Genomic DNA, 13,306 nt, shown 5'->3' on the forward strand with positions numbered 1-13,306 from the left:
CAGTGATCACAATCTTTAGCGTCGCCCGCCTTCCAGTTCCTCCGCGCTCGGTTGAGTTTCGGAATTCCCATCCTTTGCGTATTCGCGATCCAGCACCTCGACAGTCGCCGTCGCTGTAAGGCCGTGAAAGACTGTTGAAGCGAAGATCGTGAACGCGACAAGTGCCCAGAGCGGCCCTTCATCGACAAACTCAACGTGCGTGGACGCATACGCCAAGTAATAGAGCGACCCGATGCCGCGCACGCCATAGATCGCGACCACGGCTTTCGCCCTCAGGCTTAGAGGGGTGCCGATGAGGCCGAGCATTCCGGTCGTGGGCCTGATCACCAGGATCAGGCCGAACCCGATTACGGTGTGGCTCCAGTCAAGGTAAGGCCATAGCGACGGCATGACGCTGCCGAGGAGCACCAGCAGAATAGCGGTGATGGCATGTTCTATCGAACTCGCGAAGGCATGTAGCTGCTTGTGGAACTGATGCCGTGCTTCGGCCCGCCGGCACACGACGCCGGCAATGAACGCCGCGATAAATCCATAGCCTTCGGCAAGTTCCACCACCCCGTAAGCAAGGAACACCCCGGCAAGAGCGAGCACCCCGGGGCCCGAGGGAGCGATCGTGTTCCAGGCGGGGACAGCAATCAGTATGCGTCCGAGCAGCCACCCAATGACGATGCCGAGCCCGGTCCCGACGAGAATACGATAGAGGACATCCCAGGCAATCCACTCGGTAAGCCAGAGGCCAGGGTTCGCGCCTTGTGAGGCGATGTGGAGCGCCAGATAGACGAACGGAAACGCAAGGCCGTCGTTCAAGCCGGCTTCGGTGGTCAGCGCGAACCGGACAGGATGCTCCTTCCCCTCAAGCGGCGGGCCGATTTGAAGGTCTCCAGCCAGAACGGGATCCGTTGGTGCCAGCACCGCCCCGAGAAGGATTGCTCCTCCGAGAGTCATCCCTGCGACGCTCCAGCCGAGAAACGCAATCGCCGCAATGGTTAGAGGCATTGTTATCGCGAGGAGTCTGATCGTCGGTCGCCAAAGCCGCAGACCACCCAGATCGTCAATCCGCAGCCCGGTAGCGAAGAGAACAACAATCACCACTAGCTCGGCCGCGATTTCCCAGATGGCCGGGTTCTTCGTTGGGTCTATTCCAACAACGATTCCAGGGAATAGAAGCGAACCCACCATGCCGCAGGCCATGAGGAGCGCCGTCGCTGCGGGTGGTCGTCGTACAAAAAGGTGGGGCAGCCAATACGAGACCAGAAGGCTCGCGCCCAAGGCGACAAGCAGGATGTGGTAGGCATCGAAACCAAACTTGGCTTCTTCCATGGCATGTTCCTGGACTGAGCTGGACGCCTGCGGTGTCGGCTTGTGATCGGTAATGGCAGCATCGAGACGAGTGTCGCCATTGGCCCCGCCCATATGTCAGGGGAGGGAGTCTGGAATACGGCCAGGCTTTCTCATCAGTCGCTGACGGGATCGAACGGGGTGGTTTCGGAGGGATCGCGAAACTGCTTCGTTTCCCTGCAATATGCTCCAGCTTCCGGAAAATTGTCCCGAGCCCTTCGAGGCTTTCACCGGCGACATCGAAACGGATGTGCTGACGCAGCTAGTTGCCGTCCGAAGAAGGTGTCGCCTTGACGAGGCGTGGTCAGTCGCAGGCCCCGCAAGGCAATTTCGCGACCGAATTGAGGCTCGCCATCCGCGGAAGGAACGAAAACGCTCGCAACATCAAGCAGTAAACTCCGGAGCCTCTGCCACATTGATGAACGCCAGATAAACGATTGAAAAATATCGACTATCCACAATTCGCGAGGCGGAACTGGTTCGCCACTCCCTTTGTTTATCGACCCGAACAGCGCGTCTGAACCGACACGGCTGTGATCAGAAAAACGGGAGACGAACGATGAAACTCAACACCCTTCTCGCGGCTAGTACCGCTACCATCCTTGCAATGTCGGCCATCCCTGCCTCCGCGCAGACCGCGGTCTCGGCGACGACCGACCTCAATGTTCGCGCCGGTCCTGGTCCCACCTACGAAATCGTCGGCGTAATCGGCAATGAGGATACCGCTACGCTGGAAGGCTGCACAGACAGCGGTTCATGGTGCCGGGTCACTGTCGATGGCAGGTCGGGTTGGGCTTACAGCCAGTATCTGACAGCGGATGCGGGCGGTGAAACGGTGGTCGTCACTGAGCGCCGGACGGAATACCCGGTCGTTACCTATGAGGACGAAGGCGGGGCTGGCGAAGTGGCCGGTGCGGCGACAGGAGCCGTCGCGGGTGCACTTGTCGGCGGGCCAATCGGCGCGGCAGTCGGCGGTGCTGCTGGCCTGGTTGCCGGCGCTGCGCTGAATCCGCCGGACGAGCGCATCGAGTATGTCCGGTCGAACCCCGTGGATCCGGTCTATCTGGAAGGCGAGGCCGTCGTCGGCGCGCAGGTGCCCGAGACGGTGGAACTGCAGACGATCCCGGACTACGACTATCGGTACGTCTACGTGAACGGTCAGCCGGTTCTGGTTGACCCGAACAATCGTCAGGTCGTGTACGTCGTCCGGTAAATGTCGACTGGCCGACGAACGCTTTCTAGCGTCCGTCGGCCTCTTGTTACCGCGCAATAGCCCGGTTGTTCCAGAAAGGAGCGACCGGGCTTTCGCTTGTCCATACGAGCGTGTCGATACTGGGCGCCGCCGCCACTCCGGCGAAATCGGCCGCTTCGGTAGGGGCCAAGGGTAGAAGCCCTGAAGCCCGTCCGTACACTGGGAGACAGAGAGGCATCGGAGATTTTAGCCGATTCCACCACGGTCAGTTGCCTGGAGATCCGAATTTTCGAGCGCCCATCGGGAACCCCATCGTTCAGAAGCAGTTGAGAAGCCGAAGAACATCATGACCGATTGTCACAGTTGGTCGGCTAACAACTTGGCTCGAAGATATGTCCGGTAGTGATCGCGGTAGGAAAGCGACGGGTCCGTCAGAGATTCCGCCAGCCGGCTGGAAGGAAATTCTATGGCGGGTCTACGCTGAGATAAGCGACGATCGCGTTATGCTGGTTGCTGCGGGTGTTACATACTACCTACTGCTTGCGATGGTGCCTGCATTATCAGCCTTTGTGTCAGTCTTCGGCTTGTTTGCCGATCCCTCGACCATCCAACAGCAAGTCACAAACCTTTCGGCGGTCGTTCCGGGGGGTGGGATGCAGATTATCGGTGATCAGTTGGAGCGGCTGGCGCAGCAGGACAGCGCTACGCTTGGCTTTACGTTTGTCATTTCGCTGCTTGTCGCTCTTTGGAGTGCGAACGCAGGAATGAAGTCTCTCTTCGAGGCAATGAACGTTGCCTACGACGAGCCCGAAACCCGGGGATTTTTCAAACTTACGCTGATCTCCCTTGCGTTTACGATCGCTGCTGTCGGCGCAGCTGTCCTTTTCCTTGGCGTTGTTCTTGTCGTCCCCCTCATCCTCAACGCCATAGGGCTGGGCCAAGGTCTTGAATGGCTGATTAGAATCGGCAGCTATGCCGGCATGGCCATTCTGGTCTCTCTCGGAATTGCCGCCCTCTATCGATGGGGTCCCAGCCGGGAATCCGCCCAGTGGAAATGGATCAGTCCCGAGGTTCTTCTGACGATGGTCCTCGTCGTCATCACCTCCGTGCTGTTCTCCTGGTATGCCGCGAATTTCGGTTCGTACAACGCGACATACGGTTCGCTCGGCGCATTGATCGGCTTCATGACGTGGATTTGGCTTTCCACCACGATCCTGATCGTCGGCGGAGAACTGAATTCGGAAATGGAGCACCAGACCGCAAGGGATTCAACGACGGGAGAACCTCGTCCGATGGGCATGCGGGGTGCGAAATTTGCAGACCATGTCGCCGGTAGCGGCGGTTCGCGCCGTGCATCCGACGAGGCTGATCTCGCGTCTGAAGCTGCCCCGAACCGGATCCGGGGGGACCATCCGAACGCCCGGAAGCGAGTGTCGTGGGGGACGTTAGCTTTTGCTCTGCCCGCAACGCTGGTTCTGGCTGCCATGCAGCGACGGGACAATCACCGATGATCGATGAGGATCGAATGCCGGCACCGTGCTCCACCAATCCCACCAGCGAAAAGGCCGCCCCATGAACAGCATCATCTACGTCATCGGACTGATCGTCGTCGTCCTCGTCGTCCTGTCTCTCCTTGGCATCAGCTGAAAGGTTTGAACCTATGACCTCTGATAATCCATCAACCCCGTCGAAAACTGGGACCCGTCAAGCCCAGGATGATCTCGACCAGACGAGAGATCGCGTTCGGACCGAAGCCCAGGCGGCTAAAGATGAAGCTCGCAATGCCGCAGATAGCATTCGCGACGCGGCGTCCGATCTTTCAGGGAAGGCCCGTGCCCGGGCGCGGGAAGAGGGTGAAAAAGGGAAAGAGCAAGCCGCGGGCAGTCTCAACGACTTCGCTGCAGCTGTTCGCAAGGCATCTGACGAGTTGGGAGAGCGCGATCAGTCGATGGCGTCGAGCCTGGTTCGCGAAGTTGCCGGCGGGCTCGAGCAGGCTTCCCGAACCATTCACGGCAAGGATATTGGCGAGATTACGCAGTCGGTGGCTCGTTTCGCACGGGAGCGGCCTGCGACATTCCTGGTCGGCGCGGCGCTCGCTGGACTGGCGTTAGGCCGTTTCGCTCGTTCATCAGGCGAGCACGACCAACGCGATTACGCCGGTGGCGAAGGAAGGGACGAAGGCAGCCGTGACATGGCCTCTGCTGACCGTTCCAACTCCCCCGTCGGTAGTCGAGTACCTGCTGGTTATCGCCCCTCCTATTCGGACCAGCCGCGGCCGACGGAAGGCGCGTTCCCAAAAGATCGTGACCCTGTCACAGGAACCGCCCGTGGTGTCGGGGCAGCTCCAAGTATACCGGCGCGCCCGGCGGGAGAGACGTCCTCAGCGTCAAGGGCTACTGCCGCTTCGCCCCTGAGCCCATCCACAAACACCACGTCTTCCCATCCTAGCGCTAAAGGGGAAAATTATGAGCGTTGATCCCAACGATCCGCAGTCGCGTTCGGAGACACGAACGACAGCAGAGCCGCGCTCGCTGCCCGACCTTGTCGTGCATGCGCTTCGCGAGACGAGTGAACTCGTTCAGACTGAGACGCGCCTCATCCGGTCAGAAATGTCGGACAAGATCACCCAGATCGAGGCGGGCGGCGGACTGATAACGGCGGGTGCAATCTGCCTTCTTGTTTCCCTGATTACGCTGACCGCGGCGCTTGTCACTGCGATCTCGAAAATCGGCGATCCGGACATCGGACCAGGCTGGGCCGCACTGATCGTTGGAGTAGCTCTCGCAGCGGTTGGTGCGGTGCTGCTTATGAAAGGGAAGAAGGAACTCGCCCCCAGCAGCCTCATGCCGTCCCGTACAACCAGGCAGCTGGGCAAGGATGCAAAGCTTGCCAAGGAGCAAACCCGATGAGCAGCGATACCGATCGGCTGGAAAGAGAAGCCGAAACTCACCGTTCCAATCTGGACTCGACGTTCGATGCCATCAGGGATCGTCTGTCGGTCGGGCAGATCGTTGACGAGTTTTCCGGATACCTGAAGGAAGGCCAAGGCGCGGATACGGTCAAGAATCTGGGTCGCCAGGTTCGGGATAACCCTTTGGCGCTTGGCTTGGTCGGAGCGGGCCTGGCCTGGCTTCTCCTCGGTGAAGGGACACGGGCGAAAACGCACGAAGCTTCCGATCGCTTGGCTCGCTGGCGAGAGGACCGCGAGTACGATCGGTTTGACGAGGCCTTTCCGGCAGACGATCGACGGTACGCGGAGAGAACCGAAGCGGGTCGTACCTCCTTCGGCAGTTCGGGGACGGGCGGTGGATCGTCGTCTGCGTCCCCTTCGGCCACTTCGGGATCCAGTAGCTCTGGAATGGGCGATCGGCTCTCCCGAGCGGTCGGATCCGCGGGCGAGGCAGGTTCGAATGCTGCTTCGAGTGTATCGGATACCGCGAAGGGCTTGGGCCGCTCCGTTTCCGACGCAACGGGTTCAGCGGCAGACGCGACAACCCGTGGCATGCACGACGCCCGTGATGCGATGAGTTCTGCGGGATCGGCCACCATGGAGAGCGCTCGTCGTACGGGGCGGCAAGCGTACCGCGCCGGTTCGCGAGCACAGCGCAACGTCGCAGACCTTATTCACGACGAGCCGCTTGTATTCGGAGCTGTTGCCCTTGCGATTGGTGCGGCGGTAGGGGCGATGCTTCCGGCCACCCGTCAGGAAGATGAATGGATGGGCGAGGCGCGAGACCACGTCCGGGATGAGGTTTTCGAACAGGGCCGCGACACGCTGCATAAGGCCGAGCACGTTGCAGGCAAGGCTTATGAAGCAGCTAGCGAGACTGCGGAAGACAAAGGCCTGAAGCCAGAGACGAATGACGCGGGTTCGCAAACCGTGGCGCAGAAGGTTTCGGGCGTAGCCGAAGCCGCTGGCGGGAAAGCCAAGGAAGAAGCAAAGCGAGAGGGGCTTCTGTAAAAGTCGGCGACCTCGACGAGTGTCTACCTTGTCGAGGTCGCGGCTTTTTCGCTACTCGGAAGAACGCCGCTGTTACTTAAGTAAATGGGTCCGGAATAAGTCACGCTGGTAATTGCCTACCCCCTTGCCGTCGGCACGGATCGCTGAATCTATGGCGGCATAGAACGCAGTGATTTGCAGCGGCTATCAAAGGACGAACTGATCGATCTGGTGCTACGGTTGCAGCGATCACAGAGGACGTCACGGATGTCTTCGAAGCCGCCTGCGACTGATTGCAAGTAGCGGCGCCCGCATGCCCTATGTTATCCGCAGGATTTTACGAGTTCTCAAGACTAACAATCACGAATCTGAAGTGCGCTTGGTGTATTCTTTTCCAACGGGCTTCGTCTGCTTTTAAGCTTCTCGACACCACGAATCAGCGTCTGTGTTGGATCGTGAGCGGTACGACCGCTATCGGCCACACCGTTCAGAAAGCTGCCGGTCGGCTTTCGGCCCTGGGCCGCATGTCCGTGGCTTTCCCTCCGCGTTCGAGGCTGTTAGTATTGGGTTCCGCTTGGAGAATTGCGATGCCCTACGTCGACTGGGCAATGAAGGGACCGAAAATCGCAGCGTGCAGTTGCGACTACGGTTGTCCTTGCGAATTCAACGGAAAGCCGACGGAAGGGCTCTGCGAAGGGCTCGAATGCATGCGGATCGATGAGGGCTGGTTCGGCGATCTGCGGCTGGACGGCCTTAAGGTTGCGGCAGCCTATCGCTGGCCCGGCCCCGTGCACGAAGGCGGCGGCGTCGTTCAAGGCTTCATCGACTGCGACGCCACACCCATCCAAGTCGAGGCACTGAGCATCATCCTCGGGGGTGGCGAACAGGAGCCGACCACCGTCTTCAACATCTATGGCTCGACGATCGCCGAGGAATTGCGACCGGTCTTCGCTTCGATCGACTTCGGTAGCGATATCGAAGCGCGAACCGGCTGGTTCCGTATCGAGGATCAGCTCGCTCTCGAGCTGGAGCCCATTCGGAATCCTGTGACAGGCTTGGCGCATCGCGCCCGCATCGTGTTGCCTGAGGGCTTCGAATTCCGCGAAGCGGAGGTCGCAAGCGGTACGTTCACCAGCGATGGCGAGATCCGCATGCATAGGCAGAGCCGCTACGGCGCGCTCTGGAATGCCGCGTACGGGCCGCACGGCATCATCGACCCTTAAGGCCTGACCGAACCCGCAAGGATGATGTCATGACGCCATGGGAAATCGAAGGGGTGGAACTGGTCAACTGCAACTGCGCCTATGGCTGCCCCTGCCAGTTCAATGCTCTGCCGACGCACGGACACTGCCAAGCGAACGGTGCGATCGACATTCTGCGAGGGTACCATGGGAGAGTCAGTCTCGACGGGATGCGTATCGCGTTCATCTTCCAGTGGCCTGGCGCCATCCACGAAGGTGGCGGCAAGTGCCAGCCGATCGTCGACGAGCGCGCCGACGAGAACCAGCGTCAGGCGCTTCTGACGATCATGTCCGGGAAGGACTCCGAGCCCGGCAGGACGATGTTCAACGTCTTTGCGTCGACCGTGAGCGAGTTCTTCGAGCCCGCCTTCCGCAAGATCGACATGGACGTCGACGTCGATGCGCGGCGCGGGCACATCCACGTCGATGGCTTCATCGACATTAACGGCGAGCCGATCCGCAATGTCGTGACGGGACGGGAGCATTGGGCGCGGATCGATCTGCCTGACGGGTTCGAGTACACCTTGGCGGAAGTCGGCAGCGCCTCCTCGAAAACGCAGGGCCCGATCGCTTTCGATCTTGAGAACTCCTACGGTCAGTTCGCCCGCCTGCATCTGAACGGACAAGGGCCGATCAGGGGTTGAAATGGCAGAGGCGGCGCTGCTGAACTCGTCCTTGGAGATGTTGATCCGGCGTGACCGCCTGATCATGCTGACGGGCATCGTTGCTCTCGTCATGCTGGCCTGGGCGTGGTTGCTCGTTGGGGCCGGCACAGGCATGAGCATCTGGATGATGAGCCGCCCCGCGATCTTTCCCGGTAATGAGGCGGGATCGGCGATGCCGGCGGCTTCGTGGTCGGTCGCGACCTGGATCATCGTTGCCGGCATGTGGTGGATCATGATGATCGCCATGATGATCCCAAGCGTCACGCCGATGGTTCTGCTCCACGCCCGGGTCAGTCGCCACGCCCAGAGTAAGGGACAGATTGCCGCCGGCGCGATTCCATCCGGCGTCTTTCTCGGCGGTTATCTCCTGGTCTGGCTCGCCTTTTCGCTGTTCGCCACCACTCTTCAATTTGCCTGCGAACAGCTCGGTTTTCTGTCTCAGCCGATGATGTGGTCGGTGAATGTCTGGATGACGGCGGCCTTGTTCGTCGCCGCCGGCCTCTACCAGATATCTCCATTCAAGCGGGTGTGCCTTGAACATTGCCGCGCGCCCGCCGAGTTCCTGTCTCGGCACTGGCGCAAGGGCCGCGCGGGCGCCTTTCGGATGGGCGTCGAACACGGTGCATACTGCCTCGGCTGCTGCTGGACCTTGATGGCGTTGCTGTTCGTAGGCGGCATCATGAATATCTACTGGATTACCGGTCTGGCTATCATTGTCCTCTTCGAGAAAATCATGCCCCGAGGCGACAGGTTGGCGCGAGTGCTAGGCTCAATGTTCGTTCTCGCCGGGGCTTGGATCGCGATTGGGGCAATCTGATCAGTTGCTACCTCGACCGAATGCGAAGCCATTGATTGTCCAAGCCTTCCTTGTTCTTCGAGCTCACGCTGATCCTGCCTGAATCTCGCAAAACTCGTCTTCGACCTTTCCTGATCGTTCAACGGACGAGCGTTAGCTTGTGCCGTTCCTATTCGTCCGTAGGCGCGGATGCGTCCACAGGGCGACGTCGATCGTCGCACGGTGACCGCGAATGCTCTCCGTACGGAGCCCGTCGGGCGGCGTGACGTTCTGGCCGCCGTCTTTGATCGCCTTGATCGCAGCGGCGGATACTGCGAATTGGGCACCCTCGACCTTGGCGACTTCCATCAGACGGCTCGCCAGATTGACCGTGTCGCCGCTGACACTGATTTGCTGGTGGGCCTCATGGCCTAGGCGGGCAAGGACGACGGGACCGTAGTGAAGGCCGAGCCGCAACCGGAGGCCGCCAGGCTCGGCCTGCGGCTGCGACGCGACCCAGTCGCGCGTGTTGTCGGCCAGCGCGACGCCTGCCGCGAAGGCGCGGCCGCAAGGGTCGCCGATCTCTTCGACGATGCCGAAGACGATCATCGCGCCGTCTCCCATAAAGTTCATTACCACCCCCTCATGCTTGGCGACCGTGTCGACAACAAGGGTGTGGAATTGCTTGAGGAAGGTCTGGGTGCGGGCAGGACCGAGTTCCTCGCTTCGCCGAGTGAAGCCTGAGAGGTCCAGGAAGAGGACGGCGGCCGCTTGCTCCAGCGGTTGTCTCAAATAGTCCGGATCCGCTGCGATACGCTCGGAGAGCAGGGCGGGGTGGAAGCGACGCAGGGCCGCCTCGGCGGCAACAACCGTCCGCGCCTCCTTACGCTCGTGCAACTGGCGGGCGAATCCAGCTATGGCTACTGGGGGAACCGCGGCGACGAGTGGCAAAGCAGCGCTCGTCCAGATGTCGCCAGCGAACAGGATGAAAGTGCCGGCCAGAACCGCCAAATGGGCCAATCCGACCAGCGGCAGGCTTCGAGTCAGCGGCAGGAACAGGACGAGGAGAACGCCGCTCAAGGCGAGCATTAGTGCAATGGAAGCGTCAACTTGGCGTGTCATAGCATTGCGGGTAGGGGTTTGAGCGCTCAGCAATTGCGCGACGCCCGTCGCTTGAATCTCCACCCCTGGCGTGACGGGATCGAACGGTGTCGCGAAGCTGTCGCCGACACCAGTCGCGGTAACCCCGATCATTGCGAGATGGGCAGCCAAGGACGGGCTCCGGCCTGAAAGAACTTCTTCCGCGCTGATTGTCCGGATCGCCCCAGCCGGTCCGAAGAACCGCAGCGATAAGTGCCAGCGCGAGTCCAATGGAATCGGATCATTGCCAATGGTAACGCTATCGGCGGTCAAGACGGCCTCCGCGTTCCGGTGGAGCGCTGCGGCCTTCAGAGCGAACCCCTGCACAAGGCCGCGCGGTGACTGGAACAGCAAGGGCAGGTGGCGCGGCGTTCCGCCTGCGTCCGCAGCGACGTTGGCGAAGCCCACTGCCGCAACGCGATCGAACTTCGGCAAGGGCCACAGATCGTTGTCGGGCATGGGCGCCGCCACCGCCTGTGGGTCACTCTGACGGAACTGGCCGGCGGCTGCAATCACGCTGGGAATGGTTGCCAGAGCCTCAGCCAGCGCATCATCAGCATCCGTCTCCGCGGGATCGACCAGCAGGATGTCGAGAGCCAGCGTTTTTGCGCCTGCGGCGACGATTTCCCGGATCAGCATGGCGAGGCGCCCGCGATCTAGAGGATAGCCACCTTCGGCTGCGACCGTCGCGTCATCGATCGCGACGATTATGATTTCCTCCGGCGTCTCCCGGGGGCCAGCGGCAAGAAGCCGGAGATCGACCAGCGGCGCCTCGATGAGATCCACGACGCTGCGCTGTCCGGAAACGTGCAACATGCCGAGCCACCCAGCCCAGCAAATGGCTGCGAGGGCCGCGAGGGCGATAGTTGTAAGCGGAGCTCGCACCCGCCGCTGCAACGCTCTAGCGCCCGAAGCGGGAATGCAGGCGGGAGACCCGCTCCCGTGGCCATCTGCGAACTGTCAGGGGGGCGCCGGGACTCACGTCAACGCCTTCGCCCGGTCTCAGGAGGACGGTGCCCGGACCCGTACGCCGACCGACCTGCACCTGTCCTTGGACAACGAAAACCGCGGTGGCACCAGGGCTGACATCGACCGCATACAAGGTGCCACGTACTGAGGCTATCGCGTGCGGCGTCCTGATCTGGAAAGGCCGCGAGGTCTCTAAGTCGATTAGAACCGCTTTCGTATCGAGACGGACCGCGTGGGGCGGTCCGTCCGACGCCGGCGCAAGGATCTGCAGTCTTGCGGCCGCCTCGGCCTCGATGAGCAAACCGCCGGGGCAGCGGATCATGGTGCGCGGTGGATCACGCAAGATCACGGATGTGCAGGTCCCATCTTGCTGCGCGACGGCCGCCCCACAGGTGATGATAAGAAGGGCTGCCACTGCCAAGCGCGTCCGGAATGTAGAGACTTGCATTCGACGTCTCCCAAGAGCGCTGCCTAGCTTCCCCAAAATTTCCTCTAGGTCACCATTCCCTGCTTCTGCCCATTTCCGGTTCACTTCAAGACGGAAGCGTCGCTTTTCTCCAGATCGGGCTTTCGCACAAGAGGCATGGCGGCAGCAATGTTGCCATGGGACGTCGTCGCATCGATCAGTCCTGCTGGCTGCCGGACGATAGCCTTCTTGGGCCGGCAGAAGCAGCAAAGAGGCGATGATACTGACGGACGACCGCTGGCCCAGGTTTACTTCTGCTTTTGGAAGGTCTCACGCGACGGCTCCAGGCAGAAAGGTTTGACCGCCGAACGGCGGTTTTCGCCGTCTACGGGCCCGGAAGCGAACGATCTGTCGCCGTGAAGGGCTTCGGGCGCCGTGAGGCGTGCGAAACCATTCACGTAAGCGGTCGATGGTTTTCTGTCATACCGCCCAGAAAACTGTCGGTCGGCTTTCTGCCCACGGCGGCATCGGAAATCATCGTCTCGCTGTGCCCGTTGGCGGCATCGGAAATCATTCCTGCTCCGCACTCATGCCGGACAACACGCGCTACTGGAGGCGCTCCGATCGGCTGCGCCGCTCTGACGATAAATCGTCCCGTCTGTAGATGGTCTGATCGAGAAGATCCAACACATCGCTCTCTCGCAGCGGTCCAAGATCACGAGTCGGCTCAGGGGGTTCCGCTTCATCGTCATCTGGAGGTATCAGGCGGAAAGCAGATGCGACATATCGCAAAATGGACATTGCGTATCCTCCCAAATTTGCAGCGCCGAGCACAAAATAAGCACTCTCAGCTTGTCCCAAGTGTGACGCTGGAAGAAATGTGGGCCGGCGCATGGCCATCCCCCCAGATGTTCACATCTGCTGACATTCGCCGCAGTGTGTGATCTCTAGGTGGCCCTCCGTACTTGTACTTGAACTCAGCTCGTTGCTCGCGTTGGGCCATCCGCCGCGCCTTGAACGGCTCGTCCTTCCAGATCTCCTTTGCCGTCTCGCCGGCCTTGATCCTGGCCTTCTCGTCCTCGGTGTTACGCTGACTTGGCGCGGCAACAAGCGTGGCGTCCATGATCTGACCTGACATCGGCAGATAGCCCGCTTCGCTGATCGCCCGGTCGGGACGGGCAAACAAAGCGTCGAGCGCATCGGCGGCAATCAAGGCCTCACGGAAATCCCACAGAGTGTTGGCGTCCGGCACTGCATCGCCGGGACGGAGACCGCAGAACCGCATCCAGCTCAACCGGTCCTTCACGAGGAACTCGGTCTGCTCCAGGGACAACCCGTTCAGCGCCTGGAGAACCAGCATCCTGAATTTGAGAGCCGGATCGAAGGGCGGCCTGCCGCCCCTGCTGCGATCGCGCCGGGGAACCGATTTCGCCAGGTCTGCCCAGAATATCTCGAAATCGACCGTAACGGAGAGCTTCTCCAATGGATCGCCATGGCGTGACAGTTGCGAAAGCCGATCCTCGACGTCCCAAAACCCAATCTGTCCCGCCATCCGACCCCGCCCGAAAGCCCGACTCTACTGAATCATGTCAGCACGAAATCCGCCAGTTTCCGGAGGCGTCCAGCTGTCAGACCGCAAA

General features: G+C 60.9%; 11 protein-coding genes. 7 read left to right on the forward strand and 4 right to left on the reverse strand.

All coding sequences use genetic code 11. The features are described from left to right. Positions 1–15 precede the first annotated feature (15 nt). Entirely contained in the window at positions 16–1,320 is a 1,305-nt protein-coding gene (locus tag H536_RS0108405; RefSeq protein WP_024350047.1) for a cation:proton antiporter, read from the reverse strand. Between the two features lie 577 nt (positions 1,321–1,897). Here H536_RS0108405 and H536_RS0108410 point away from each other — a divergent pair. The 7 genes from H536_RS0108410 (at position 1,898) to H536_RS0108445 (ending at position 9,193) form a co-directional block, all read left to right on the forward strand. Beyond that, the gene (locus H536_RS0108410; RefSeq protein WP_024350048.1) at positions 1,898–2,551 is read left to right on the forward strand and encodes a DUF1236 domain-containing protein; all 654 of its coding nucleotides are present in this window, start codon (positions 1,898–1,900) and stop codon (positions 2,549–2,551) included. 371 nt (positions 2,552–2,922) lie between these two features. Continuing rightward, positions 2,923–4,041: a YihY/virulence factor BrkB family protein gene (locus tag H536_RS0108415; protein ID WP_024350049.1), complete on the forward strand. Its 1,119-nt coding sequence runs from the start codon at positions 2,923–2,925 to the stop codon at positions 4,039–4,041. Between the two features lie 954 nt (positions 4,042–4,995). Then, a complete protein-coding gene (locus H536_RS0108425) occupies positions 4,996–5,439 on the forward strand; it encodes a phage holin family protein (RefSeq protein WP_024350050.1) in 444 nt (147 codons plus the stop codon). Next, complete coding sequence (locus H536_RS23675) at positions 5,436–6,491, forward strand: DUF3618 domain-containing protein (protein WP_081651859.1); 1,056 nt, start codon at positions 5,436–5,438, stop codon at positions 6,489–6,491. Before H536_RS0108425 ends, H536_RS23675 begins: the two co-directional genes overlap by 4 nt. 566 nt (positions 6,492–7,057) lie before the next feature. Then, a complete protein-coding gene (locus H536_RS0108435) occupies positions 7,058–7,693 on the forward strand; it encodes a DUF1326 domain-containing protein (protein WP_024350052.1) in 636 nt (211 codons plus the stop codon). A gap of 29 nt (positions 7,694–7,722) precedes the next feature. Continuing rightward, the gene (locus H536_RS0108440; protein ID WP_024350053.1) at positions 7,723–8,355 is read left to right on the forward strand and encodes a DUF1326 domain-containing protein; all 633 of its coding nucleotides are present in this window, start codon (positions 7,723–7,725) and stop codon (positions 8,353–8,355) included. Between the two features lies 1 nt (position 8,356). Next, positions 8,357–9,193: a DUF2182 domain-containing protein gene (locus H536_RS0108445; RefSeq protein WP_024350054.1), complete on the forward strand. Its 837-nt coding sequence runs from the start codon at positions 8,357–8,359 to the stop codon at positions 9,191–9,193. Between the two features lie 132 nt (positions 9,194–9,325). On the opposite strand, the gene H536_RS0108450 is transcribed toward H536_RS0108445, so the two are convergent. From H536_RS0108450 to H536_RS0108460, 3 genes are all read right to left on the reverse strand, one after another. Next, on the reverse strand, positions 9,326–11,107 hold the full coding sequence (locus H536_RS0108450) for a CHASE2 domain-containing protein (RefSeq protein WP_024350055.1): 1,782 nt from the start codon (positions 11,105–11,107) through the stop codon (positions 9,326–9,328). A gap of 85 nt (positions 11,108–11,192) precedes the next feature. Next, positions 11,193–11,708, reverse strand: coding sequence for a FecR domain-containing protein (locus tag H536_RS0108455; protein WP_024350056.1), 516 nt, complete (start codon positions 11,706–11,708; stop codon positions 11,193–11,195). Positions 11,709–12,513: 805 nt separating this feature from the next. Continuing rightward, positions 12,514–13,218 (reverse strand): IS5/IS1182 family transposase, encoded by a 705-nt coding sequence (locus tag H536_RS0108460; RefSeq protein ID WP_024350057.1) that lies wholly within the window; start codon positions 13,216–13,218, stop codon positions 12,514–12,516. Between the last annotated feature and the right edge of the window lie 88 nt (positions 13,219–13,306).

The sequence above is a fragment of the Aurantimonas coralicida DSM 14790 genome (assembly GCF_000421645.1).
In the GTDB taxonomy this organism is placed as follows: domain Bacteria; phylum Pseudomonadota; class Alphaproteobacteria; order Rhizobiales; family Rhizobiaceae; genus Aurantimonas; species Aurantimonas coralicida.

Bases quoted from the DNA above. Each gene is read 5' to 3' on its own strand.
- H536_RS0108440 (WP_024350053.1), top strand. From the start codon at position 7,723: ATGACGCCATGGGAAATCGAAGGGGTGGAACTGGTCAACTGCAACTGC.
- H536_RS0108460 (WP_024350057.1), bottom strand. From the start codon at position 13,218: ATGGCGGGACAGATTGGGTTTTGGGACGTCGAGGATCGGCTTTCGCAA.
- H536_RS0108405 (WP_024350047.1), bottom strand. From the start codon at position 1,320: ATGGAAGAAGCCAAGTTTGGTTTCGATGCCTACCACATCCTGCTTGTC.
- H536_RS0108415 (WP_024350049.1), top strand. From the start codon at position 2,923: ATGTCCGGTAGTGATCGCGGTAGGAAAGCGACGGGTCCGTCAGAGATT.
- H536_RS23675 (WP_081651859.1), top strand. From the start codon at position 5,436: ATGAGCAGCGATACCGATCGGCTGGAAAGAGAAGCCGAAACTCACCGT.
- H536_RS0108450 (WP_024350055.1), bottom strand. From the start codon at position 11,107: ATGTTGCACGTTTCCGGACAGCGCAGCGTCGTGGATCTCATCGAGGCG.
- H536_RS0108410 (WP_024350048.1), top strand. From the start codon at position 1,898: ATGAAACTCAACACCCTTCTCGCGGCTAGTACCGCTACCATCCTTGCA.
- H536_RS0108435 (WP_024350052.1), top strand. From the start codon at position 7,058: ATGCCCTACGTCGACTGGGCAATGAAGGGACCGAAAATCGCAGCGTGC.
- H536_RS0108445 (WP_024350054.1), top strand. From the start codon at position 8,357: ATGGCAGAGGCGGCGCTGCTGAACTCGTCCTTGGAGATGTTGATCCGG.
- H536_RS0108455 (WP_024350056.1), bottom strand. From the start codon at position 11,708: ATGCAAGTCTCTACATTCCGGACGCGCTTGGCAGTGGCAGCCCTTCTT.
- H536_RS0108425 (WP_024350050.1), top strand. From the start codon at position 4,996: ATGAGCGTTGATCCCAACGATCCGCAGTCGCGTTCGGAGACACGAACG.